The organism is Myxococcus sp. CA056, assembly GCF_013336715.1.
GTDB classification, from domain to species: Bacteria; Myxococcota; Myxococcia; order Myxococcales; family Myxococcaceae; genus Myxococcus; species Myxococcus llanfairpwllgwyngyllgogerychwyrndrobwllllantysiliogogogochensis.
In genome coordinates this window covers 401,110-424,125 of record NZ_JABUMT010000003.1, presented here as the reverse complement: position 1 = coordinate 424,125, position 23,016 = coordinate 401,110, and the positions used below count along the sequence as shown (strand labels likewise).

The window sequence follows — 23,016 nt, the reverse complement described above, 5'->3', positions numbered from 1 at the left end:
TGGAGGTGCCCGTCATGGGTCCTTCGCCCCCTCGCTCTATTGGGAGCCGGACGTGCCTCGCGACAAGTGCTCGCGGATTGACTCTTGAGTCAATCGCGGGTTGACGCGGCGCATCACCGCCCGTTAGATGGGCCTCACTCGTCGTCGCAGGAGGGTGAGGCACACATGGCAAGCGAGAAGCGTAACGGTCACCGCAGGGTGGCCATCGTCCGCGGCCTGCGGACCCCATTCGTCAAGGCGGGCACTGTCTTCGCCGGGCTCACCGCGTTGGACCTGGGCCGCATGGTGGTCCAGGAGCTGGTGCAGCGCTCGGACCTGGACCCGAACGTCATCGACCAGCTGGTGTTCGGCACGGTGATTCCGTCGCTGACCGCGCCGTCCATCGCCCGCGAAGTCGTCATCGCCGCGGGCCTGCCGATGAAGATTGAAGCGGCGACGGTGACGAAGGCCTGCGCGACGTCCATCCAGGCGATGACGACGGCGGCCAACTCGATTGCGGTGGGCGAGGTGGACGTGGCCATCGCCGGCGGCACCGAGGCGATGTCGGACGCGCCCGTGTTCACCAGCCGGCCCCTGGCGCATGCGCTGGCGGCGGCCTCCAAGGGGCGCTCGCTGCCAGAGAAGCTCAGGCCCTTCCAGAAGCTCAAGGCGACAGATCTGGTGCCGGTGCCGCCCGCCATCGCCGAGTACTCCACGGGCCTGTCCATGGGCGAGAGCGCGGAGAAGATGGCCAAGGAGAACGGCATCTCCCGCGACGAGCAGGACCGGATTGCATGGGCGTCGCACCGCAACGCGGCGGCGGCCTGGAAGGACGGGCGCTTCGACAACGAGGTGATGCACGTCTCGGTGCCGCCCCAGTACGAGCAGACGGTGACTCGCGACAACATCATCCGCGAGGACTCCACGCTGGAGGCACTGGGCAAGCTCAAGCCGGTGTTCGACCGCAAGTATGGCACCGTCACCGCGGGCAACGCGTCGCCGCTCACGGATGGCGCCGCCGCGCTGTTGTTGATGAGCGAGGAGCGGGCGAGGGCGTTGGGGTACGAGCCGCTGGGCTACCTGCGCTCGCACGCGTACGCGGCCACGGACCCGGGAGACCAGCTGTTGCAGGGGCCGGTGTACGCGGTGCCCACGGCGCTCAAGCGCGCGGGCATGAAGCTTTCGGACATCGACCTGGTGGAGATGCACGAGGCCTTCGCCGCGCAGGTGGGCAGCAACCTCCAGGCGCTCGCGTCCCAGGCGTTCGCGAAGAAGGCGGGCTGGAGCGAGCCGGTGGGGGAGATTGACCGCGAGCGGCTCAACGTCACGGGCGGCTCCATCGCCATTGGCCATCCCTTCGGGGCCACGGGGGCGCGCATCGTCACGCAGGCCCTCAACGAGCTGAAGCGTCGGAACAAGAACACGGTGATGTGCACCGTCTGCGCCGCCGGCGGCCTGGGCGCCGTGGTGGTCCTGGAGCGTGCGTGATGGCCATCAAGCTTGAAGAGCTGGAGGCGAAGCAGGGCTTCTCCCTCACCGTGGAGGACGGCGTCGCCGTCGTCTCGTTCGATTTGCCGGACTCGGCCGTCAACACGTTGTCCCCCGAGGTGGGCGCGGCCTTCACGCTCCTGCTGGAGGAGGTGGAGCGCGAGGCCCAGGTGAAGGCGGTGGTCTTCATCTCCGGCAAGAAGGACAGTTTCGTCGCCGGGGCGAAGATCGACTACCTGCAGACGCTCAAGACGGCGGAGGACGCCACCGCCATGAGCCAGCAGGGGCAGGTGGGCTTCGACCGGCTGGAGGCATTCCCCAAGCCCGTTGTCGCGGCCATCCACGGCGCGTGTCTGGGCGGAGGCCTGGAGTGGGCGCTGGCGTGCCACTACCGCATCGCCACGGACAGCCCCAGGACGACGCTCGGCCTGCCAGAGGTGCAGCTCGGCTTGATTCCGGGGGCCGGCGGTACGCAGCGGCTGCCCGCGCTCATCGGTGTGCAGGCGGCGCTGGACCTCATCCTCACCGGGAAGAGCGTCAAGCCGTCCAAGGCGAAGAAGCTGGGCATCGTCGACGAGGTGGTGCCCACGCCCATCCTCCGCGCCATCGCGCTCCAGCGCGCCCGGGAGCTGGCCGCGGGCACGCTTACGCCCGAGCGCGCGCACGGCCAGGGCTTCAAGGCGGTGGGGCAGAAGAAGGGCGTCGCGGGCTTCTTCCAGGGACTTGCGAACAAGGAGCTGTGGGCGGAGGTCGCCCTGGAGGACAACCCGCTGGGCCGCAAGGTCCTCTTCGACCAGGCGCGCAAGCAGCTGAGGAAGAAGACGCGCGGCAAGTACCCGGCGCCGGAGAAGGCGTTGCAAGTCATTCGCGTGGGCCTGGAGTCCGGGCGCAAGGCGGGCCTGGAGGCGGAGGCGAAGGCGTTCGGCGAGCTGGTGATGTCGGACGTGTCGAAGCGACTGGTGGAGGTCTTCTTCGCGACCACGGCGCTGAAGAAGGAGAACGGCACGGCGGACGCCAGCGTGAAGCCGCGCGAGGTGAAGAAGGTGGCCGTGCTGGGCGGCGGGCTGATGGGTGGAGGCATCGCCTACGTGGCCGGTGTGCTCCAGGGCGCGCAGGTGCGGGTGAAGGACAAGGACGACGCGGGGGCCAGCCGCGCGATGAAGCAGGTGCAGGGCATCCTGGACGAGCGGGTGAAGCGGCGCTCGCTCACCTGGCGCGAGGCTGCGGCGAAGCAGGCGCGGATTACGGCCGGCACCGACTACAGCGGCTTCAAGGCGGCGGACCTGGTCATCGAGGCGGTGTTCGAGGACCTGAAGCTCAAGCACCGCATGCTCGCGGAGGTGGATGCCGTCACCGGCCCCGACGCCATCTTCGCGTCCAACACCTCCAGCATCCCGATTACCGAGCTGGCCAAGGGCAGCCAGCGGCCCGCGCAGGTCATCGGCATGCATTACTTCAGCCCGGTCAACAAGATGCCGCTGCTGGAGATCATCACCCACGCGGGGACCGCGGACTGGGTGACGGCCACCTGCGTGGAGGTGGGGCGCAAGCAGGGCAAGACGGTCATCGTCGTGAACGACGGGCCGGGCTTCTACACCTCGCGCATCCTCGCGCCGTACATGAACGAGGCCGCGCACCTGCTGGCCGAGGGCGCGGACATCGCCGCGCTGGACAGGGCGCTGGTGGAGTTCGGCTTTCCGGTGGGGCCGATGACGCTGTTGGACGAGGTGGGCATCGATGTGGCCCACAAGGTGGGGCCCATCATGGAGGCGGCCTTCGGCAAGCGCATGGCGGCGCCGAAGTCGCTGGATGGCGTGGTGGCCGATGGCCGGCTGGGCCGCAAGAGCCAGAAGGGCTTCTACCTCTACGAGAACGGCAAGAAGAAGGAGGTGGACCCCACCGTCTACGGGCTCCTGCCGCACGGCAAGGAGCGCAAGTCGTTCGATGCCTCGGAGATGGCGGAGCGACTGGTGTTCCAGATGGTGAACGAGGCCATCCGCTGCCTGGGCGAGGGAATCCTCCGCAGCGCGCGCGACGGCGACGTGGGCGCCATCTTCGGCCTGGGCTTCCCGCCGTTCCTCGGGGGCCCGTTCCACTTCGCTGACAGCAAGGGGCCCGCGGAGTTGCTGCGGAAGCTGGAGCACTACCAGGACAAGCTCGGTGAGCGCTTCACGCCCGCGCCGCTCCTGGTGGAGATGGTGAAGGCAGGCAAGACGTTCTACCCGCGCTGAGCGCGAGGTGACCGGGGTGGGGGGCGCGACTTCCCACCCCGGTGCTTGACCGGGGCGGTGTTCTAGGAACAGCCTGCCGCCCGCATGGCCCGCTCCGCGTCCCGCACCATCGCCCTGGTTGTCCTCGTCGCAGTCCTGCTCTGCGGCGCAGCCGCGGCGGCGGGGGCGTGGCGCTACTTCCACAAGAATCCGCAGAACCCCGTCGTCCGGTTGGACGAGTACGTCACCATGGGTTGGGTGGCGTGGGATTCGAGCTGGTACATGCGGATTGCCCAGGAGGGCTACCAGTACACGCCGGGCGAGCAGAGCTCGGTGGCCTTCTTCCCGCTCTATCCGCTGGTCATCCGCGCGGTGGAGACACTGGGGCCCAACGTCTATCAGGCCGGGGTGCTGATAACCCTGCTGTGTGGCCCGCTGGCGCTGCTCATGTTCACGCGCTGGGCGAAGCTGCTGACGGATGACGACACGGCGCTGAAGGCCGGGCTGTTGATGGCGCTGTATCCCTTCACCATGTACTTCTACGGCGCCATGTACTCGGACGCGCTGTTCGTCCTGCTGGTGGTGTCGTCCTTCCTGCTCCTGGAGAAGGGGCACCTGGCTCCGGCGGTGCTGGTGGCGGCCGTGGCCACGGCGGCGCGGCCGGTGGCGCCCGCGGTGGTGCTGGGGCTGCTCGTGCGGCGGCTGGAGTGGAAACACGCGCGGGGCGAGAAGTGGGGCGTGGTGGACTTCATGCCGGTGCTCTCGGGCCTGGGCTTCGGTTGCTACATGCTCTACCTGTGGCACCAGTTCGGAGACCCGCTCGCCTTCGTGAAGGTGCAGGGCGCGGCGGGCTGGTCGCAGCAACCCGGCTGGCACACGTGGCTCAAGGTGGGCTGGTTCGAGCGCGTGGTGCTCAACCCCACCGACAAGCGCGAGGCCTTCCGACTGGCCGCGCACGCGTTCTTCACCTTCCTGGCGCTCGCGTTGGTGTGGCCCACGCGCAAGCTTTTGGGGTGGGGCTATGCGGTGTATGTGCTGGCGATTGTCGGCCTGCCCGCATGGTCCACGAAGGACTTCATGGGCATGGGGCGGTATCTGCTGTCCTCGTTCCCGGTCTTCCTCACGGGGGCGCTCTTGTTGAGGCAGCGGCCGCGCGTGCTTCAAGGAGCGCTCGTGGTGGGTGCGGTGTCGCTGCTCGTCCTGTCGTGGGCCTTTGGCGCGGACTACTACATCTCATGAGCACGCTCCTCGAGCAGGCCCTCGCGCTGTACGCCGGACTCCCCGCCGCCGAGCGCTTCCATGTGCATGCGCGGGCGTCCTCCGCTCCGCTGCTCGCGGTGGCCGAGCGGGTGTCGGGTGGCACCGTGGCGGACATCGGCTGCGGGCACGGCCTGCTCTCCGCGCTGCTGGCGTTGGCGGAGCCGAGTCGCACGGTGCACGGCGTGGACCCGGACCCCCGAAAGGTGACGTGGGCGCGCGAGGCACTGTCGGGGTTGCCGCAAGTGAAGCTCGCGGAGGGGACGGTGGCGGACGTGCTGGCCCCCGCGCTGCCGCGCGCATGTGACACGGCGGTGGTGTGCGACGTGCTCTACCTGCTGCCCGAGGCGAAGTGGCCCGCGTTCCTTCGCACGGTGCATGGCCTGCTCAAGCCAGGAGGACGCTTCCTGTTGAAGGAGGTGGAAGGCGACGGCTCCTGGAAGCACCGCAAGGCGTTGGCGCAGGAGTGGGTGATGGTGTCGCTGCTGCGGCGCACGAAGGCGAGCGGTGGAATGGTGCTCAAGCCTCGCGCGGAGATGATGGCCCTGCTCCAGGACGCGGGCTTCACCGTGCGCGAGGTGGTGGACCTGGGGCGCGGCTACACGACGCCTCACGTGCTGTACGTCGCGGAGGCGAGTGCTCCGTAGGTCGTGCCGTGACGACGCGAGGCGGCCGCCTTCTGTCGTGCGCCAGGCGAGCGACGCGAACGTTGTGCCGCGATTCAATGCGGGCCGAACTCGGTCGTGCGCGCCATGGCGCCGAGGCGAGTGACGCGAGGCGGGTTGCCTTCGCTCGTGTGCTCTACGCCGCGGAGGCGAGCGTCCCGTAGCTGTGGAGCTGGATGCCTCGCTCGTCGAGGCGCGCCCTCACGCGAGGACTGGTGAGCGCCGCCAGCTCCGCCTGCCAGCCATAACGCCACGCCGGGTCCTCTGGCACCTGCGGCGCGCCCTCACCGGGATGGCAGCCCAGCTCGAAGTCACCCGAGGGCAGGGCGTCCAGCGCGGCGAGCAGCGCGGCCTCGTCCAGTCGCCCCGCCTCGAACACGCCTCCCGCGCTCACCCGTCGCACGCCTTGGGGCGCACGAGGCGCGGTGCGCGCCAGCACCGTCAACAGCGTCGTCTTCAGCGCGGGCCCAGGCGTTCGCAGCCACGACACGCGGGGCAGGGCGTCCGGCCAGCGCACGGGGAGCTTCTCGCGCGCGGCCAGTGACTCCACGAGCGGCCGGATGCCCGGCAGCACATGCAGGTGCTGGTGCCCGTCCAGATGGTCCACCGCCACGCCCAGCTCGCGCGCTCGCTGAAGCTGCGCGTCAAGCTCCAGCGCCACTTCCTCGCGTCGCACCTTCCCCAGGAGCCAGTCCCGCGCGAAGTCCGCCCAGCTCCCCCGCAGCCTGCCTCCAGGGGCCACCGTGCTCACCGCCTCCGCGGGCGCGGCCGGAGCCAGCCGCGTGGACAGCGCCAGGTGCAGCCCCACCGCGAGCCCCTGCGCCTTCGCGCGGGAAGCGGCCTCGCTGGCCGTGGGCCCCATGGCCAGCAACGTGGCACTGGTGACGATGCCCTCGCGGTGCGCTCGGAGGATGCCCGCGTCCAGCGACGGGTGCAGCCCCAGGTCGTCCGCATTCACCACCAGGCGCGTGGGGCGCGAAGTCACGGCCCGCTCAGCCCCGCGCCGTACGGCCGCCCGAGGACACCGTGCGCAGCGGCTGCACCGACGGAGGCAGGCGCACCGGCTGCGTGGGCGGGGTCGGCGTGCGCGTCTCCGGGTACAGCTTCACCAGCTCCTTCACCATCTTCACGATGACCGAGGGCGAGGCCAGCGTGGACACGCCACGGGTGCGCGGGAAGTAGTCCACGCCCATCTGGAACACGCGGAAGCCCTTGCGGATGGCCTTCACCACCAGCTCCGCGTCGATGAACGAGCCCTGGCTCTTGAGCTCCATCGACTCCAGCACCCGGCGGTGCATCACCTTGAAGCTGAAGTTGACGTCCTTGATCTGGATGTCGAACAGCGCCCGGATGAGCATGTTGTAGACGAACGAGTAGACGATGCGCTTGGGCCCCTCGCTCGTGCGGTCGAACCGGAAGGCGCAAATCATGTCCGCCTCCAGGTACTCCAGCAGGTGCAGCGAGCGCTCCAGCTCCCGCAGGTCCCACGGCAGGTCGATGTCCGAGTAGACGACGATGTCCTTCGTCGACGCCGCGAGGCCGGTGCGCATCGCCCCGCCCAACTTCAGATTCACCGGATGGGTGATGACCCGCAGCTGCGGAATCCGCTGCGCCATGGCCTCCGCCAGCTCCTGCGTCCGGTCCGTCGACGCGTCGTTGACGACGATGATTTCAAAGTCGTCCGTCAGTTGCGGCAGCACCTCCATGGCCCTCCCCACCGCCCGTTCGACGTAGTCCTCCTCGTTCCAGGCGGGAAGGAAGAGGCTGATGCTGGGGTACTTGGCCACGGAGGACCTCGGGGTACGGGGGGACTGCTCGGGCGGTTCGGTACCAAGCCCTGGGTCCTAAATCAATCATGGGGCTCCCACCCGAGAGCACCTGTGTGGTACCGTGGAGTTACCATTTTCCGGGGATACTGTGACCCTCAGGCCCTGCACCTTGTTGGTGGTGGACGAAGCGGAGTCAACCCTGGCCCGGCTGGCGCGGGCGCTCGGGCCGGAGGACTTCTGCCTCCGGCTGGCCTCCCCAGGGCCCGAGGTAGGCCGGCTGGCGCGAGAGGTGGACCTGGTGGTGTGGGTCGCCCGCTCGGCTGGCGAGCCGTCATCCCTGGAGTGGCTCGACAAGTTGCTGGCCCTGGAAGGACCGCCAGGTCCCCCCGTCGTGCTCCTGGCGGACAGGGAAACCCGGGGCGTCTGGTTGGGTGCGCTCGCCCAGGGAATTGAGGTCGTCTTTGACCCATGGGATGCGGAAGAACTGCGGGCCCGGGTGGAAAAAAGCCTGCGGACCCAGGCCCGGCTGACTCAGCTATCCAACCAGGTGGGTGAGCTGCAGCGGCTGTCCTCGACGGACGGGCTGACGGGGGTCCACAACCACCGCCATTTCCAGGAGCGGCTGCGCGAGGAGTTCCGCCGGGCACAGCGTTACGACGACCCGCTGGCACTCATCCTGTTGGACCTGGACCACTTCAAGCAGGTGAACGACAGGCACGGCCATACCGCGGGGGACGGAGTGCTCCGGGAGGTGGCCGCCGCCCTCCAGCGCAGCGTGCGCGAGACGGACCTGGTGGCTCGGTATGGGGGCGAGGAGTTCGCCGTCCTGCTGCCTCGCACCCACCTGACGGGTGCCCTTTCCGTCGCGGAGCGTGTCCGCCGGGATTTGGCGACCCTCCGGGTAGGGCCGGTTGGAGCACTTCTGGTGACGGCCTCGCTGGGCGTCTCCAGTTTTCCCCACCGCACCGTCCTCAGCCCCGAGCAGCTGCTGCTCACCGCCGACGAGGCCCTCTACCGGGCCAAGGACGAGGGGAGGGATCGCATCTGTCTCCACTCTCAAATGTCCCTCTTGCCCCCCTCCTCCTCGCAGGGCGACTGACCTGGGTCAAAGACCCTGGGTTGGTATTGACCCATGAATAGGGGATGAGTCTAAGATGACCCCGGCCCTCGATTGTCGGGGAGTCGAATCATCTCGTGATTCCATGGGTTTGCAGTGCCCCACCGGCTGGCAAACGCATTGCAAATGTCATGGGACGGAAAGAATCCCATGGGACCCCTCGCCGCACAGCTCCCGAAGCCCGAAGCCGCCCCGCGCGGCCGGCTGCTGCTCGTGGACGACGAGGAGAACATCCTCAAGTCCATCCGCCGGGTGCTGCGTCGGGGTGACTGGGATATCGAAACCGCGACGGACGCCGAGCAGGCGCTGAGGACGGTGGAGGAGTTCCGTCCCGAGGTCGTCATCTCCGACTTCCGCATGCCGGGGATGAACGGGGTGGAGTTCCTGACGCGGGTGAAGCAGCAGGAGCCGCGCGCCCAGCGCATCATGCTCACCGGGCAGGCGGACCAGCAGGCCATTGAAGAGGCCATCAACCGCTCCGAAATCTTCCGCTTCATCTCCAAGCCCTGGAACGACAGCCACCTGGTGCTGACGGTGAAGAGCGCGTTCGAGCAGTACGCGCTGCAGGCGGAGAACGAGCGGCTGTACCGGGTGACGCAGGCGCAGAACGCGGAGCTGAAGCTGCTCAACGCGGACCTGGAGGAACGCGTCGCGCAGCGCACGCGGATGCTCAGCCAGGCCAAGCGCGAGTGGGAGCTGTCATTCGACTGCATGGAGACGCCGCTGTGTGTCGTCCGCGGTCGCGACTTCGCGGTGCGGCGGGCGAACCTGGCGTACGCGCATGTGGCCGGGCGCTCCATCGAACAGATTCCGTCGGACGTCGCCTGCTATCGCTACCTCTTCGGCCGCAACGAGCCGTGCACGGGCTGCCCGCTGCCGGCGGCGATGGAGAGTGGCAAGGGCGCGCGCGGTGAGGTGCAGCAGGGGGGCAGGACGTACGTGGTGGCCGCGTACCCCATGGCCGGGGATGAGCGGGTGGTGTGCACGTATCGCGACGTCACCGAGGAGCAGGCGATGACGCGCCGGCTCATCGAGACGGAGAAGATGGCGGCGGTGGGGCAGCTGGCGGGGGGCGTGGCGCATGAAATCAACAATCCGCTGGGCGGCATCCTGGCGTTCGCGCAGCTCATGTCGCGCGACGCGGGCCGCGATGACGCGGACCTGGAATCGCTGGGACTGATTGAAGAGAGCGCGCTGCGCTGCAAGCGCATCGTCGAGAGCCTGCTGAAGTTCAGCCGGCACAGCCGCGTGGAGGACCGGCGGCTGTTCGACCTGTCGCGCTGCGTGGAGGACGCCGCGGTGCTCTTCCGCGCGCAAATCAAGGCCACGCCTCGCGCGGAGCTGTCCCTGGGTTTGAAGGAAGGGCTCCCCAAGGTGTACGGGGACCCCGGCACGCTCGCGCAGGTGGTGCTCAACCTGCTCCAGAATGGCCTTCAGGCGCTGCCCCGGCGCGAAGGAAAGCTGACGCTGGAGACGGGCCGCGAGGGAGACCGCTGCTTCTTCGCGGTGTCCGACACCGGCTGCGGAATCGAGGAGCGGCACCTGCCGCGCATCTTCGAGCCCTCCTTCACCACCAAACCCCCCGGTGAGGGCACCGGGCTGGGTCTGTCCATCGCGTACCGCATCGTCCAGGACCACGGGGGCAGCTTCCACGTCGACACCCAGGTGGGCGCCGGCTCCCGTTTCACCGTCTTCCTGCCCATTCCCCTGCAGCTCGAGAGGTTGCCGTGAACCAAGTCAAGCGCGCCAAAGTCCTCGTCGTGGATGACGACTCCGTCGTCCTCAAGGCCGTGACGCAGATTCTCCAGCGCGAGGGCCACCCGGTGGTGGCCATTGATGACGCGGTGGAAGGTCTGACGGCGGCCAAGGACCCGTCCATCGACGTCGTCGTCCTCGACATCAAGATGCCGAACCTGTCCGGCATGGACCTGCTCCGCGGAATCAAGGCGGACCGTCCGGACGTGGAGGTCATCATGATGACGGCCTTCGCCACCGTGGAGACGGCGGTGGAGGCGGTGAAGGCGGGGGCGTACGACTACCTCACCAAGCCCTTCGAGAACATCGACGAGGTGAGCCTCACGGTGGCCAAGGCGGCCGAGCGCAAGGCGCTCAAGGACCGCACCCGCGCGCTGGAAGAGGCGCTCACCGTGCGCAGCCAGTTCGAGGACCTCATCGGCCAGTCGCCGCAGATGCGCTCGGTCTTCAAGCTGGTGGAGACCGTCAGCCACTCCACCGCCACGGTGCTCATCCAGGGCGAGAGCGGCACGGGCAAGGAGCTGGTGGCGCGCGCCATCCACTACCGCAGCTCGCGCAAGGACAAGCCCTTCGTCGCCGTCAACTGCTCGGCGCTCACGGAGACCTTGCTGGAGAGCGAGCTGTTCGGCCACATCAAGGGCAGCTTCACCGGCGCCACGGGCAACAAGAAGGGCCTGTTTGAAGCGGCCGACGGCGGCACCATCTTCCTGGATGAGATTGGCGATGTGCCTCCCGCCACCCAGGTGCGCCTCTTGCGCGTGCTGCAGGAGGGTGAAGTCAAGCGCGTGGGCGCCAACGAGCCCGTCAAGGTGGACGTGCGCGTCATCGCCGCCACCCACGTGGACCTGTCCCGCGCCAAGGAGCAGGGCAAGTTCCGCGAGGACCTCTTCTATCGCCTCAACGTCATCACCATCGACCTGCCGCCCCTGCGCGACAGGCCGCAGGACGTGCCGCTGCTCGCGCACCACTTCCTGAAGCTGTACGCCTCCAAGGCGGACAAGAAGGTGGCGGGCATCTCCCCGCGCGCCATGGAGGCCCTCACCTGCAACCGGTGGACGGGCAACGTGCGCGAGCTGGAGAACGTCATCGAGCGCGCGGTGGTGCTCACCAGCAACGAGGTCATCGACGTGGAGGACCTGCCGCCCGGCTTCCAGTCGGCGCCGCAGGCCGACTCGGCGGTGGAGGTCTTCTCGCTGGCGCACCTGCCGTACGCCCAGGCCAAGCGCCTGGCGATGCGCGCCTTCGAGCGCCGCTACCTGTCCGCGCTCCTGGAGAAGAACAACCAGAACGTCTCCAGCGCCGCGCGCGCCGCGGGCGTGGACCGCTCCAACTTCCGCCGCCTGCTCAAGCAGTACGAAGTCGCCGGCCGCTCCATGAAGCCGCGCGTCCTCAAGGACGACGACGTCGACGGAGTGGAGACGTTGGAAGCAGCCTCCTAGTTCATCCCTCCTCGCCAGGCTCGCGGACTCGCTCCGCGAGCTGGCGTTGGATGGCTTCGTAGCGCTCGGCCAGCTCCGCCTCGTGCCCGTTGCGGGTGGGGGTGTAGAAGCTCCGGGCGCGCAGGGCCTCGGGCAGGTAGTCCTCCGGGACGTAGTTGCCCTCGAAGTTGTGCGGGTACTTGTAGCCGCCCCCGTAGCCCAGGGACTTCATCAGCTTCGTGGGCGCGTTGCGCAGGTGCAGGGGCACCGGCAGCGCGCCCTCCTTCGTCACGGCCTCGCGCACGGCGGTGTACGCGGCGATGACCGCGTTCGACTTGGGTGCCAGGGCCAGGTACGTCACGGCCTGGGTGAGGGGCAGGGTGCCCTCCGGCAGGCCCACGAGCTGGAAGGCTCGCAGCGCGTCCACCGCAACGCTCAACGCGCGCGGGTCCGCGTTGCCGATGTCCTCCGAGGCGAAGATGACCATGCGCCGGAGGACGAAGATGGGGTCCTCGCCCGCCTCCAGCATGCGCACCATCCAGTACAGCGCGCCGTCCACGTCGCTGCCGCGCATGGATTTGATGAAGGCGCTGATGACGTTGTAGTGCTCCTCGCCGCCCTTGTCGTAGAGCAGCGTCTTCTGCTGGAGGGCCTCCTCGGCGACCTTGCGGTCCACCTTCTCTCCGCCGTGGGCCGCGGCCACCTCCAGGCTGGTGAGGGCCTTGCGGGCGTCTCCGCCGGCCGTGCTCGCGAGGAAGCTCAGCGCCTCGTCCTCCACCACCACCTTGCCGCCCAGGCCGCGCGCGTCCGCGACGGCCCGGCGCAGGAGCGGCACCAGCTCCTCCTCCTCCAGGCCGCGCAGGGTGACGACGCGGCAGCGGGACAGGAGCGCGGCGTTGACCTCGAACGACGGGTTCTCCGTGGTGGCGCCGATGAGCGTCACGGTGCCCTTCTCCACGTGGGGCAACAGGGCGTCCTGCTGCGACTTGTTGAAGCGGTGGATTTCGTCGATGAACAGGAAGGTGCGCTGGCGATGCAGGTTCCACCGCTCCTGGGCGCGGGCCACCGTCTCGCGGATGTCCTTCACGCCGGCGAGGACGGCGGACACCGAGTCGAAGGCGGCGCCGGTGGAGCGGGCCACCAGCCCCGCGAGCGTCGTCTTGCCGGTGCCCGGAGGCCCCCAGAGGATGAGGCTAGGCACCTGGTCGCTCTCGATGGCCCGGCGCAGGAAGCGGCCCTCTCCGGTGATGTGCTCCTGGCCGACGAACTCGTCGAGGGCGCGTGGACGCATCCGCTCCGCGAGCGGGGCCCGACGGGCCTGCTCCTTCTGGCCGGCATGTTCGAAGAGGTCCATGGAAGCTCCAAACCTAGCGCCCCGAAGGGCTCCTCGCCGGGGCGTCTGTCCGATGGGAGAGCCCTTGCGCAAATCAGGGGAGCGCCCGGGTGCCCGCCTGGATTAAAAAGCCTCCCGCGTGCAGACCCTCGTCATCGTCGCGAAGAAGGACAACCCGGAGGCGGTGGCGCTGGCGGCCCGTATCCGCGAGCACTACCCGCATCTCACCGTGCTGGGGGACCGCTCCCTGGCCCATGTCCTGGGGTGGCCTCGGGTGGAGGACCGGGAGCTGGCGGCCCGAGCGGACCTGACGGTGGTGCTGGGAGGTGACGGCACCCTCATCTACGCGGCGCGGCTCCTGGGAGGGCGCGGCGTCCCCATCCTGGGCGTCAACCTGGGCAGCCTGGGCTTCATGACGGAGGTTCCCGTGGAGGAGCTGTTCTCCACGCTGGAGGAGGTGCAGGCCGGCCGCTTCCAGGTGGACTCGCGCATGAAGCTGACGTGCCGGCTCATCCGCAACGGCAGCGTGCTCATCGAGGACGAAATCCTCAACGACGTGGTCATCAACAAGGGCGCCCTGGCGCGCATCGCCGACCACGAGACGTCCATCGATGGGGTGCCCATCACCACGTACAAGGCGGACGGCGTCATCCTCGCCACGCCCACGGGCTCCACGGCCTACTCGCTGTCGGCCGGCGGCCCCATCGTCCACCCGTCGGTGGACTGCACGGTGCTGTCGCCCATCTGCTCGCACGCGCTCACCCAGCGCTCCATCGTCGTGCCGGCGGACCGGACCATCCGAATCACGCTGCGCAGCGAGACGGCGGACACGTACCTCACGCTGGATGGGCAGACGGGCCACGGCCTGCAGGGCGGCGACTGCATCGAGGTGGTGCGCTCCGCCAACCGCGTCAACCTGGTGCGAAACCCCCGCGTGGCCTACTTCTCCATCCTTCGCCAGAAGCTCCACTGGGGCGAGCGCTGAAGGGCCTCCGCGCCACGTGTTCCTGATTCTCTCGAAGGTGCTGGACCTCTTCCTGGCACCGCTCACCTGGGCGTTGCTGCTCCTGCTCGTCAGCGGCCTTGTTCGCCGCGGGCCCCGGCTCTCCCGAGGGCTCGCCGTCGCGGGACTGCTGGTGCTCTACCTCTTCTCCACCGAGGCGGTGTCCACGCTCCTGACGTACGCGGCGGAGTCGGGCGCACAGGACACGTCCGTGCCGGGCGTGACGTACGACGCCGTCATCGTCCTGGGCGGAGGGTTGGACCCGTCCGCCACGGAGCGCTCGGGCCACATCGAGTTCAACGCCGCGTCGGAGCGCGTGCTGAAGGGCTTCGAGCTCGTGCGCGAGGGGCGCGCGAGTCACGTCTTCATCTCGGGAGGCTCGTTGGACCCGCGTCCCCAGGCGGTGGTGGAGGCGGACGTGCTGTCGCGCCTGCTCCAGGAATGGGGCGTGCCCTCGGAGCGCATCGTCACCGAGGGCAGGAGCCGGAACACGCGGGAGAACGCGCTGGAGTCCGAGCGCATCATCCGCGAGCGGGGCTGGAAGCGGCTGCTCCTGGTGACGAGCGCGGCGCACATGCCTCGCGCCGCGGGCTGCTTCGCCGCGGTGGGCCTGCGGCCGGACACGCTGCCGGTGGACGCTCGGATGCCGGCCACGCGCCCGGGGCGATTGAGCTGGGTGCCTCGGGCGTCCTCCTTGTCGCAGAGCACGGACGTGCTGCGCGAGCTGGCGGGGCGAATCGTGTATCGGCTGCGAGGGTGGACGACGCCGTGACGGTGGCGTCGTCGTCCTGAGGGCTCAGCTCGCCGCGCGGTGCAGGGGCAGGTCTTCCACGGGCGCGGTGCGCAGGACGGCGTCCTCTCGCAGCCAGGCGAGCGTCGTCAGCCGGTCCTCGTCGAGGATGCGCTGGGTGGTGATGCGGTCCGGGTAGCAGCGCATGAACATGTTCGTGAAGTGCGAGCCGTAGTGGATGTACTCGTCGGGCCCGGGTGTCGTCAGGGGGCGGACGCAGGCCTCGAAGTGGGGCTCGTGGAAGTAGGCCATCGCGAAGCGCTCGCGGGTGTTGAGCGCCACCTTGTGCGGCGTCGACAGGAGATATCCCCGCGTGAGGAACTGGAGGATGTCGCCCGGGAACACCGTCAGGACATCGGGCACGGGCTTCACGAAGGTCCACGGCTCGTCGTGCTCATACATGCCCGCGGAGCTCTCACCCGGCAGCCAGTTGCGGCGGCGCATCTCTCCCTCGACGGGCGGGCGGATGTAGAGCCCTCCCACGTCGTCCTGCGCGGCGATGACCAGCAGCCCGTAGTCGGTGTGCGCGCCGATGCCGCGCGTCGCCGTGGGGGAGCGGGCGGGGAAGCGCAGCACGCGCATGTGGTGCCAGCCATCCCGCGTCAGCGCCGTGAGGGCGCCCACCTCCAGCCCCAGGCCCAGCGCGACCAGTCGCAACAGGCGCTCTCCCGTGGAGCCGAGCTCGTCGGTGTGGGCCTTCATGTCGCGGCGGTACGTCTCGTCCGGCCAGGGCGCGGGGCCATGGCAGGGCCAGCGTGCCTGCACGCGCGCATCCGTGAGGGGCACGTCCTTGCAGACGGTGAAGATCTCCGAGGAGTCCGCCTCGCCCGCCGTCAGCTCCTCGCCGGAGGCGACGTAGCCGCTGTACGTCGAATCACTCACGCACCGGGCCTTGGCCTCCAGGGGTTGGCGGAAGAAGCGGCGGCTCGACTCGAAGGCGCGTTGGGCCTTCTCCGACTGGGCCTCACTCATCCGGAGCTGGAAGATGCCGTCGCGTCGCCAGGCTCGAATCAGGGTGAGCCCGAGCGCGACGTCGGACTCGCTTCCACTCACGGATTGCGGCAATTGAAACGTCTCCAACTCGGCCATGGGAACTCCCGCGTGGGGGTGGTGGGGAGCTCTCCCGGGCCGGGTTTGTCTCGTCGGAGATGAAGGGGTGCTCCGCCGGCGCGCGAGTGGAGCAATCCCTCGCGTTCATTGCCAGACACGGGGCGAAATGCACCCAGGTTTCAAGTGGTCGGATTGTCTGAAACTGGATGCGAGGGCCCGCGAATTCCAGCCAGGGCTATTTCAGCGGAGGTGCGGGTCTGCGCGCATCCGGGGCGAGCGCGCTTCCGCCCAGGCGGGTGATGCGGCCTTCGGCCTTCGCGCGCGGCGCGGGCTTGCCTGACTTGAACGCGTCCGCGAGCACGTCCAGCGGCGAGCGTCCGTCCTTCAGCGCGGGCGTGGTGGGCTGGCCCTTGAGCACGTCGTAGCCATCCTTGCCGCTGGTGAGGAAGCTCAGCGTGGCGAGCCGGTACGTGGCCTCGGCGTCCAGCGGCTTGCCGTGGACCTTCACGTCCACCACGCGCGCTCCGGCGGGCTTGCGCGGGTCGAACGTGAAGCGCATGCCGGAGACCTGGAGGAAGCGGCCCGGCCTCGAGTCCTCGCGAGCCAGGCTGACGCCATTCTCCAGGGCCGCGCGCAGCGTGGCGCCTCGGAGCTCCACCACCACGAGCTCGTCCGTGTAGGGCATCAGCGAGTGCAAATCCCGGCGCGTCATGACACCCGCGGGCAGCACGGTGTCCGCGCGCAGCGCGCCCCCGTTGACGACGGCCACGTCCGCGCCCGCGGCCTCGCGGAAGGCGTCCGCGACGAATGAGCCCAGGTTCGTCTCCCGCGTGCGCACCTGCGTGCTGCGCGCATCCAGGGCCACCGGCGTGCGGCCCACGGGCTCCGCCAGCCGGGCGAACAGCGGCCCATAGGCCTTCATCGCCTCGTTGAACTCCGCGTCCTCCGGCACCTTCTTCGTGACGGGAATCCGCGTCCAGGACACCTTGCGCACCGTGCCCGTCGCGGGGTCCACGTCCAGCGAGAGCCGGCCCAGCTCCTCCGCCTCCGCGGGCACCTTGAAGATGGGCGTGCCCGTGGTGCGGTCCGCCGCGCCCACGTGGTCATGCCCGCCCAGAATCACGTCCACCTTCACGCACTTCGCCAGCTGCCGGTCCTGCTCCAACGGCAGGTGCGTCAGCCCCACGACGACCTTGGCCCCGGCCTCGCGCAGCTTCGCCACCGCGTCCTTCGCCGCCGCGCAGATGTCGCCAAACTGGGTGTCCGGCCCCGCCTTCGTCGAGGTCTTCGTCTCGGTCAGCACCACGCCGAACAGGCCCACGGGGATGCCCCCCAGCTCGCGGACCTCGTAGGCCTTCACGCCCTCGAACAGCGCGCCCGTCTTCGCGTCCGTCACGTTGGCGCCCAGCCACGGGAAGCGCGACTGGCGGATGCGCTCGCGCAGCACGTCGTCGCCGAAGTCGAACTCGTGGTTGCCCAGCACCGCGACATCCAGGCCCAGCGCGTTCCACGCATCCACCATGTGCCGGCCCTTGAGCTGCTTGCCGTCCACGTCGAGCAGCGACTCCACCGACGGCGACAGCGTGTCGCCTCCCAGCAGCGTCAGCACATGCGGAGCAGGGGACTCCTTCAGCACCTGCTTGCGCAGCGTGGCCACCCGCGCAAGCCCTCCCCGGTCGCCATGCTCCTGGGGCTGCACCTGGTAAACGTCCGCCAGGTGCAGGAATGTCAGTCGCGTCGTGCCCTTGGGCGCGGCGGGGACGGCGGCCCGCGAGTGGCTCGGAGTCAGTGCCAGGAACAGCGCGAGCGGCAGGAGCAGGGCCCCACGTCGGGCCAGCGCTGTCGAGGTCGTCATCGCGAGTCGTTCTCCAGGGGCGCCCGCACGGCGCCGGGGCTCGCGGAAGTAGCGCACTCACGAGGCGAAGGCGAGCACCCCCGCCTTCACGCCCCGCCTTGATTCGACGTCATCCCTGGAAAACGTGAATCGCTGCTGCGGCGTGTCATGACCGAAAGTTACAGGAATCACACGTAGGCGGTTTGCTCGCACTTCACTGCGGTTGCTAGGACCCGCCTTGACCACAAGAGGAGGTTGTCACCATGCGACACAACGTGTTGAGCGCGTTGCTGCTGGCCGGTTTGTTCGGCTGCGGCGAGGCCGCGCTCGAGAAGCAACAGGGCTCCGGTCAGGAGACAGCGCAGGTCGTCCAGCAGCTCACGTCATCGACGCGGCCGGGCATGGGAGCCACTGTCTATTCGGGTGGTACGACGTTCCGCACCTGGGCGCCGCTGGCCAGTCGCGTCTTCGTGGCGGGCGACTTCAGCAGTTGGGGTTGGGTGGAGCTGGGCAACGAGTTCAACGGCAACTTCTCCGCCGACGTCGCGGGCGCGGTGAAGGGGCAGAAGTACAAGTTCGTGACGCGCAACCAGTGGGGCAGCGACGCGTGGCGCGCGGACCCGCGCTCGGCGTGGCAGGAGAACTCCACGGGCGCCAGCATCATCTATGACCACGGCGAGTACTGGTGGAACGCGCAGCAGTTCAGCACGCCGGCCTTCAACGACATGGTCATCTACGAGATGCACGTGGGCACGTTCCACGACTCTCCGGGCTTCGGGCCGGGCAACTGGAACAGCGCCATCGCCAAGCTCGACTACCTGAGGGATTTGGGCGTCAACATGGTGAAGGTGATGCCGGCGTATGAGTTCGCCGGGGACTTCTCCTGGGGCTACAACGCGGCCTTCCCGTTCGCGCCGGAGAGCGCGTATGGCTCGCCCAACGACATGAAGCACTTCGTGGACGAGGCGCACTACCGGGGCATCGGCGTCATCTTCGACGTGGTGCACAACCACTACGGGCCCAGTGACCTGCCCATGTGGTGCTTCAGCGGCGACTGCCTGGGCAACGGCGGCGAGTACTTCTTCACCGACAACCGCAAGGTGACGCCGTGGGGCGACACGCGCCCGGACTACGGCCGTCCCGAGGTGCGTGCGTACATCCGCGACTCGATGATGAACCTGCTCGACAACTTCCGCGCGGATGGTCTGCGCTGGGACGCCACGAAGTACATGCGCACGATTGACGGCTCGGGTGACATCCCGTCGGCGTGGCAGGTGTTCCGCTCCATCAACCGTGAAATCAACGCGAACAAGCCCTGGAAGATCTCCATCGCCGAGGACTTCGGCGGCGGTGACTCCATCACCAACGACGCGACGAGCGACTTCGCGGGCGGCGCGGGCTTCGACGCGCAGTGGACGGCGGAGTTCGTGCACCCCCTGCGCACGGCGGCCATCGAGCAGAACGACGCCAACCGGAACATGCTCGCGGTGCGTGACGCGATTACCCAGCGCTTCAGCGGCCGCTCTCACGCGCGCGTCATCTACACGGAGAGCCACGACGAGGTGGCCAACGGCCATGCGCGCGTGCCGGAGGAAATCTGGCCGGGCAACGCGGGGAGCTGGGCGGCGAAGAAGCGCTCCACGCTCGTCGCGGGGATTACGTTCACCTCGCCGGGCATCCCGATGATGTTCCAGGGGCAGGAGTTCCTGGAGGATGGCTACTTCGCGGACGGGGACCCGCTGGACTGGGGCAAGCTGACCCCCTATGGCGGCATCAAGACGCTGTACCGCGACCTCATCCGCCTGCGCCGCAACTGGAACAACAACACGCGCGGCCTGCGCGGTGGCAACGTCAACGTCCACCACGTCAACAACACCAACAAGGTGCTCGCGTATCACCGCTGGGACAGCGGTGGCGGAGGGGATGACGTCGTCATCGTCGCCAACTTCAGCGGCACCTCCTACTCCAGCTACAACATCGGCTTCCCCCGGGCGGGGACGTGGTACCTGCGCTTCAACAGCGACTGGAACGGGTACTCGTCCGACTTCGGCAACACCCCGTCGGCGAACACCTCCACGAACAGTGGCGCCAAGGACGGCATGGCCCAAAACGCGAACTTCGCCATTGGCCCGTACTCGCTGCTCATCTTCTCGCAGTAACGGGTGACTGGGACGTGGGCGCCCGTTGCCTCACCGGGCGGGCGCCCGGTCCTCAGACGGTGTAGCGACGGCCTTGCTGCAGCGGCTCGATGACGCTGGCCGCGGTGTCGAAGTCGTCGGGGTAGTGGATGAGGCGCATGCGCGCGCGCAGTCCTTCGGGCAGGGCGGCGAGCTTCTCGTAGGGCGTGTGCACGCCATAGTTCGTCTCGTGGATGACCAGGTCCGCGCGTGACAGCCAGTCGATGAGGCCCTCGTCGAAGGCGGTGTCCGCGCTGTAGCCCAGGCATCGGCCTCCCGCGTGGATGCGCAGCGCGGTGGTGGGCACGTGGTGGTACGTCATCCGGGCTTCGATGAGGAAGGGCCCGTGCCGCACGGCCGACTCGGTGGAGAGCGGCGTGTGCTCGAAGTAGTCCTCGAAGTGCTTCGGGTTGGGAGGCTCTCCCCGCTTCTCGATGAGGCACTCCATGCCCGCGGCCAGGTGGCCCTCCCAGAGCCGTTCGGCCACGTCCGGATGGGTGAGCAGCTCCAGTTTCTTCTTGAGCACGAAGAAGGAGAAGTAGCCCAGGCCCTCCAGGCCGGAGGCGTGGTCCGCGTGCAGGTGCGTGAGGGCCACGGCGCTGACGCGGTCCACGTCGAGAGGGACGCCGGAGGACAGGGCCGCCTCGCGCATCATCTTCCGGATGGGGTGCGGACAGTCCACGAGGAGCACCTGGTCCTCCGCCTCCACCGCCAGACACGAGGAATAGTAGAGGGCGGAGAAGGCGTCACCGACGCCCAGGGGAGTGAAGGACAGGCTCATGGCTGGCTCCGGAGGGACGGGTCGAGTCGCTCGCGCAGCTTCGCCGCGACCGAGGGAGGACAGAAGGCCGAAACGTCCTCGCCCCGGGCGACGCGCTGCTTGAGGCCGCTGCTGCTCACCTCGGCGAGGTGGGCCTCGGCGGGGAGGAAGAGGGTGGAGATTTCGGGGGCGAGCGCGCGGTTGTTCTGGGCGAGCTCCGTCTCGAATTGCGCATCGGTGGCCCCGCGCACGCCGCGCAGGAGCACGCTTGCGCCGATGGCCCGCGCGTAGTCGACGATGAGGCCTTGCGTCCACGCCACCGTGACGTTGGGGTGCATGGCCACGGCCTCGCGCACCAGCGCCATGCGCTCGTCCTGGGAGAGCAGGGTGTTCTTGGCGGGGTTGATGGCCACCACGACGACGACGTGGCCGAACAATCGCGCGGCCTGGCGCACGACGGACAGGTGTCCCGCCGTGACGGGGTCGAAGCTGCCTGCATAGACGGCGATGGTCACGACGACACCTCGGGTGTCCCGGGCGTTGGCTCCCGGGACGGGTGGAAGGCGAGTGCCACGTAGAGCGTTCCCGCGAGGCAGAGCAGCGCGGACAGGGCGAAGTGTCCGGGGTAGCCCAGGGCCTGCGCGCTGAAGCCGCTGACGGCCGCCGCCGCGCCGGTGGCGAGCACCACCAGCGAGGCCTGCACGGTGTAGTCGGTGGCGGCGTGCTCGGGCCTGCATGCGTCCATCATCGCGGTGAAGACGGTGGCGGTGGCCATGCCGCTGGCCACGTGCTCCACGGCGCACACGGCGGTGAGCCAGGGCAGCGACGAGGGGAAGCTGGCGACGAGCGCGTACAGCAGCACCGCCGTGGCCTGGATGACGCCGAAGAGCAGCAGCGCCCTGCGCCGTCCGAGCTTCACCACGAGGCTGCCGCCGATGAGCGCGCCCAGGAGCCCCGCCGTGAAGCCCACGCCTCCCAGCAGCCACGCGATGTCCGTCAGTGTCAGGCCCCGGTCCACCAGGAAGGTGCGCAGCATGCCCGTGGCCAGCGCCTCGCCCGCCTTGTAGACGACGAGGAGGATGAGCCACGTCGCGGCGCCTGGGCGTCGCCACCACCATTCGAGGCCCAGGCTCGCGCGGGGGGCGGGCTCGGTGGGCGGCTCGCGGTAGAGGGCCACGGGCACGGTGGCGACGAGCAACGTCAGGCCGAGGGCCAGGAGCGTGGGGCGCCAGCCCGCCTTGTCGAACACGGCGAGCATGACGCCGCCGCCCAGAATCATGCCCACGCGATAGGCGGCCACCTGGATGCCGTTGCCCCAGCCGCGCTCGGAGGGCGAAAGCAGCGTCACCGCGAGCCCGTCGGTCGCCACGTCCTGTGTCGCCGCCAGCAGGTTGACGCCGAGCACCGCCGCGAGCAGCAGGCGCGTGTCCACCGTGGACTCGGGCAGCGCGAGCGACAGCAACAGGCCCGCGCTGAGGCACTGCAACGGGAGGATGTAGCCGCGACGCAGCCCCCAGCGCGCGGAGCCATGCCGGTCCATGAAGGGGGCCCAGAGGAACTTCAGGGCCCACGGCAGTGCGAGCAGATGAGCCAGACCGATGGCCGGAAGCGACAGACCCTGGTGGCGCAGCAGCACGGGGAGCGCCTGCGTGAAGAAGCCGAACGGCAGGCCCTGCGAGAGATAGAGGCTCGAGAGGAGGCCCAGCTTCGTGGAGGTCTTCATGCGCCCTCCCTCGCCGCCGAGGTGTCCAGGAGGCCCGCGGCCATGTGCTTCACCGTGCTCGCGGCGGAGCCCGCCGGCACCAGTCCGGGAGAGCTGGCCGAGAGGACGAAGTAGCCCTGCACCGCCGCGAAGAGTCCCGCCGCCAGCGCCCGCGCCTTGCGCTTTCCCACCAGCATCGCCACCAGCGCTTCGAGTTGCTCCAGGTCCGCGCGCACCACCTGCTCGTAGGCGGCGCGGACCTCCGGCTGACGAATCGCCTCCGCGCTGATGGTGACCCAGCCCGCCACCGCGCTCGTGTCCGCGTCCGCGCCCGTCGCGAGGAAGGCGTCCAGGAAGGCGTCGATACGGCCGCGCGCATCGTCGGCTCCAAGCCGCTCGAAGCGCTTCGCCACCCGCTCCCGCGCGCGCGCCGCGAGCTGCTGCACCAGCACGAGCAGAATCTCCTGCTTGTCGCTGAAGTGGTAGTGCACCAGCCCCGGACTCAGGCCCGCCGCCTTCGCGATTTCGTTGACGGAGGCCCGCTCATAGCCGCGCTCCGACATGACCCGCAGCAGGCCCGAGACGATTTGCTGTCGGCGCTCCTCGGTGTTGGACGGACGGGGCATGATGGCCTTGTTTATTGGTTGTGTGACCAACTTATAAACAGGCGGAGTCGTGGTGTCAATCGCTCCTGGGGCGGCGGGGGGAG

19 protein-coding genes are annotated in these 23,016 nt (G+C 69.0%); 10 read left to right on the top strand and 9 right to left on the bottom strand.

The window, feature by feature from the left end:
* Positions 1 to 165 precede the first annotated feature (165 nt).
* From fadI to HUA76_RS16210, 4 genes are all read left to right on the top strand, one after another.
* A complete protein-coding gene (gene fadI, locus HUA76_RS16225; protein WP_174461390.1) occupies positions 166 to 1,467 on the top strand; it encodes an acetyl-CoA C-acyltransferase FadI in 1,302 nt (433 codons plus the stop codon).
* Positions 1,467 to 3,698 (top strand): fatty acid oxidation complex subunit alpha FadJ, encoded by a 2,232-nt coding sequence (gene fadJ / locus HUA76_RS16220; protein ID WP_174461389.1) that lies wholly within the window; start codon positions 1,467 to 1,469, stop codon positions 3,696 to 3,698. The genes fadI and fadJ overlap by 1 nt, the downstream gene beginning before the upstream one ends.
* Before the next feature lie 84 nt (positions 3,699 to 3,782).
* Complete coding sequence (locus HUA76_RS16215; RefSeq protein ID WP_141641048.1) at positions 3,783 to 4,916, top strand: mannosyltransferase family protein; 1,134 nt, start codon at positions 3,783 to 3,785, stop codon at positions 4,914 to 4,916.
* A complete protein-coding gene (locus HUA76_RS16210; protein ID WP_174461388.1) occupies positions 4,913 to 5,581 on the top strand; it encodes a class I SAM-dependent methyltransferase in 669 nt (222 codons plus the stop codon). Before HUA76_RS16215 ends, HUA76_RS16210 begins: the two co-directional genes overlap by 4 nt.
* 154 nt (positions 5,582 to 5,735) lie before the next feature.
* On the opposite strand, the gene HUA76_RS16205 is transcribed toward HUA76_RS16210, so the two are convergent.
* Together HUA76_RS16205 and HUA76_RS16200 are read right to left on the bottom strand one after the other, a co-directional pair.
* Positions 5,736 to 6,584, bottom strand: a complete 849-nt coding sequence (locus HUA76_RS16205; RefSeq protein ID WP_174461387.1) for a ChbG/HpnK family deacetylase — start codon at positions 6,582 to 6,584, stop codon at positions 5,736 to 5,738.
* A 7-nt stretch (positions 6,585 to 6,591) separates the two neighbouring features.
* Positions 6,592 to 7,386, bottom strand: a complete 795-nt coding sequence (locus HUA76_RS16200; protein WP_174453316.1) for a glycosyltransferase family 2 protein — start codon at positions 7,384 to 7,386, stop codon at positions 6,592 to 6,594.
* A 130-nt stretch (positions 7,387 to 7,516) separates the two neighbouring features.
* Here HUA76_RS16200 and HUA76_RS16195 point away from each other — a divergent pair, with 130 nt between their 5' ends.
* The 3 genes from HUA76_RS16195 (at position 7,517) to HUA76_RS16185 (ending at position 11,679) form a co-directional block, all read left to right on the top strand.
* Positions 7,517 to 8,467, top strand: a complete 951-nt coding sequence (locus tag HUA76_RS16195; RefSeq protein ID WP_371823482.1) for a diguanylate cyclase — start codon at positions 7,517 to 7,519, stop codon at positions 8,465 to 8,467.
* Between the two features lie 168 nt (positions 8,468 to 8,635).
* The gene (locus tag HUA76_RS16190) at positions 8,636 to 10,216 is read left to right on the top strand and encodes an ATP-binding protein (protein WP_141641053.1); all 1,581 of its coding nucleotides are present in this window, start codon (positions 8,636 to 8,638) and stop codon (positions 10,214 to 10,216) included.
* Positions 10,213 to 11,679, top strand: coding sequence for a sigma-54 dependent transcriptional regulator (locus HUA76_RS16185; RefSeq protein WP_141641054.1), 1,467 nt, complete (start codon positions 10,213 to 10,215; stop codon positions 11,677 to 11,679). Before HUA76_RS16190 ends, HUA76_RS16185 begins: the two co-directional genes overlap by 4 nt.
* Position 11,680: 1 nt before the next feature.
* Here HUA76_RS16185 and HUA76_RS16180 read toward each other — a convergent pair whose 3' ends face one another.
* Positions 11,681 to 13,012 carry a replication-associated recombination protein A gene (locus HUA76_RS16180; RefSeq protein ID WP_174461385.1) on the bottom strand — a complete coding sequence of 444 codons (1,332 nt, stop codon included), beginning with the start codon at positions 13,010 to 13,012 and terminating at the stop codon, positions 11,681 to 11,683.
* Between the two features lie 118 nt (positions 13,013 to 13,130).
* Between HUA76_RS16180 and HUA76_RS16175 the strand changes: the two genes are divergently transcribed.
* A complete protein-coding gene (locus HUA76_RS16175) occupies positions 13,131 to 13,976 on the top strand; it encodes an NAD(+)/NADH kinase (protein ID WP_174453318.1) in 846 nt (281 codons plus the stop codon).
* A 16-nt stretch (positions 13,977 to 13,992) separates the two neighbouring features.
* Positions 13,993 to 14,766 carry a YdcF family protein gene (locus tag HUA76_RS16170; protein ID WP_174461384.1) on the top strand — a complete coding sequence of 258 codons (774 nt, stop codon included), beginning with the start codon at positions 13,993 to 13,995 and terminating at the stop codon, positions 14,764 to 14,766.
* A gap of 24 nt (positions 14,767 to 14,790) precedes the next feature.
* Here the strand turns inward: HUA76_RS16170 and HUA76_RS16165 are convergent, their stop codons facing one another.
* Positions 14,791 to 15,873, bottom strand: coding sequence for an isopenicillin N synthase family oxygenase (locus tag HUA76_RS16165; protein ID WP_174461383.1), 1,083 nt, complete (start codon positions 15,871 to 15,873; stop codon positions 14,791 to 14,793).
* Between the two features lie 196 nt (positions 15,874 to 16,069).
* Positions 16,070 to 17,689, bottom strand: a complete 1,620-nt coding sequence (locus tag HUA76_RS16160; protein WP_174461382.1) for a bifunctional UDP-sugar hydrolase/5'-nucleotidase — start codon at positions 17,687 to 17,689, stop codon at positions 16,070 to 16,072.
* Between the two features lie 242 nt (positions 17,690 to 17,931).
* Here HUA76_RS16160 and HUA76_RS16155 point away from each other — a divergent pair, with 242 nt between their 5' ends.
* Entirely contained in the window at positions 17,932 to 19,827 is a 1,896-nt protein-coding gene (locus HUA76_RS16155; RefSeq protein WP_174453322.1) for an alpha-amylase family glycosyl hydrolase, read from the top strand.
* Between the two features lie 52 nt (positions 19,828 to 19,879).
* On the opposite strand, the gene HUA76_RS16150 is transcribed toward HUA76_RS16155, so the two are convergent.
* From HUA76_RS16150 to HUA76_RS16135, 4 genes are read right to left on the bottom strand one after another with little or no spacing between them, the layout of a single operon-like run.
* Complete coding sequence (locus HUA76_RS16150) at positions 19,880 to 20,626, bottom strand: MBL fold metallo-hydrolase (protein ID WP_174453323.1); 747 nt, start codon at positions 20,624 to 20,626, stop codon at positions 19,880 to 19,882.
* Entirely contained in the window at positions 20,623 to 21,120 is a 498-nt protein-coding gene (coaD, locus tag HUA76_RS16145; RefSeq protein WP_141641062.1) for a pantetheine-phosphate adenylyltransferase, read from the bottom strand. The genes HUA76_RS16150 and coaD overlap by 4 nt, the downstream gene beginning before the upstream one ends.
* A complete protein-coding gene (locus HUA76_RS16140) occupies positions 21,117 to 22,328 on the bottom strand; it encodes an MFS transporter (RefSeq protein ID WP_174461381.1) in 1,212 nt (403 codons plus the stop codon). The genes coaD and HUA76_RS16140 overlap by 4 nt, the downstream gene beginning before the upstream one ends.
* On the bottom strand, positions 22,325 to 22,933 hold the full coding sequence (locus tag HUA76_RS16135) for a TetR/AcrR family transcriptional regulator (RefSeq protein ID WP_174461380.1): 609 nt from the start codon (positions 22,931 to 22,933) through the stop codon (positions 22,325 to 22,327). Before HUA76_RS16135 ends, HUA76_RS16140 begins: the two co-directional genes overlap by 4 nt.
* Positions 22,934 to 23,016 lie beyond the last annotated feature (83 nt).

Bases quoted from the DNA above. Each gene is read 5' to 3' on its own strand.
- HUA76_RS16180 (WP_174461385.1), bottom strand. From the start codon at position 13,012: ATGGACCTCTTCGAACATGCCGGCCAGAAGGAGCAGGCCCGTCGGGCC.
- HUA76_RS16135 (WP_174461380.1), bottom strand. From the start codon at position 22,933: ATGCCCCGTCCGTCCAACACCGAGGAGCGCCGACAGCAAATCGTCTCG.
- HUA76_RS16150 (WP_174453323.1), bottom strand. From the start codon at position 20,626: ATGAGCCTGTCCTTCACTCCCCTGGGCGTCGGTGACGCCTTCTCCGCC.
- HUA76_RS16210 (WP_174461388.1), top strand. From the start codon at position 4,913: ATGAGCACGCTCCTCGAGCAGGCCCTCGCGCTGTACGCCGGACTCCCC.
- HUA76_RS16190 (WP_141641053.1), top strand. From the start codon at position 8,636: ATGGGACCCCTCGCCGCACAGCTCCCGAAGCCCGAAGCCGCCCCGCGC.
- HUA76_RS16215 (WP_141641048.1), top strand. From the start codon at position 3,783: ATGGCCCGCTCCGCGTCCCGCACCATCGCCCTGGTTGTCCTCGTCGCA.
- HUA76_RS16165 (WP_174461383.1), bottom strand. From the start codon at position 15,873: ATGGCCGAGTTGGAGACGTTTCAATTGCCGCAATCCGTGAGTGGAAGC.
- fadJ (WP_174461389.1), top strand. From the start codon at position 1,467: ATGGCCATCAAGCTTGAAGAGCTGGAGGCGAAGCAGGGCTTCTCCCTC.
- HUA76_RS16160 (WP_174461382.1), bottom strand. From the start codon at position 17,689: ATGACGACCTCGACAGCGCTGGCCCGACGTGGGGCCCTGCTCCTGCCG.
- HUA76_RS16140 (WP_174461381.1), bottom strand. From the start codon at position 22,328: ATGAAGACCTCCACGAAGCTGGGCCTCCTCTCGAGCCTCTATCTCTCG.
- fadI (WP_174461390.1), top strand. From the start codon at position 166: ATGGCAAGCGAGAAGCGTAACGGTCACCGCAGGGTGGCCATCGTCCGC.
- HUA76_RS16155 (WP_174453322.1), top strand. From the start codon at position 17,932: ATGCGACACAACGTGTTGAGCGCGTTGCTGCTGGCCGGTTTGTTCGGC.